This window comes from Jeotgalibacillus marinus, from assembly GCF_040801915.1.
In the GTDB taxonomy this organism is placed as follows: domain Bacteria; phylum Bacillota; class Bacilli; order Bacillales; family Jeotgalibacillaceae; genus Jeotgalibacillus; species Jeotgalibacillus marinus.
The window spans coordinates 1-226 of sequence record NZ_JBFMIA010000335.1; the positions used below are offsets into that span (position 1 = coordinate 1).

A 226-nucleotide genomic window follows, 5' to 3' on the forward strand; every position below is an offset into this window, starting at 1 on the left:
CTGCCGACCGACGGCGGGGGGCAAACGCGCCTCAGGGATCTCAAGGGCAAGCCGGTCGTGATCTACTTCTATCCCAAGGACGACACCTCCGGCTGCACCGCCGAAGCCATCGCCTTCAACGGCTTGCGCGCCAAATTCGCCGCCGCCGGCGCGACCATCATCGGCGTTTCGCCCGACAGCGCGGCCGCCCATGACAAGTTCAAGCACAAGCACGATCTCAAGATCG

General features: G+C 65.0%; 1 protein-coding gene. It reads left to right on the forward strand.

The window, feature by feature from the left end; genetic code table 11:
* A partial coding sequence (locus tag AB1471_RS18080; RefSeq protein ID WP_437342388.1) for a peroxiredoxin occupies nucleotides 1-226 on the forward strand: 226 nt, incomplete at both ends.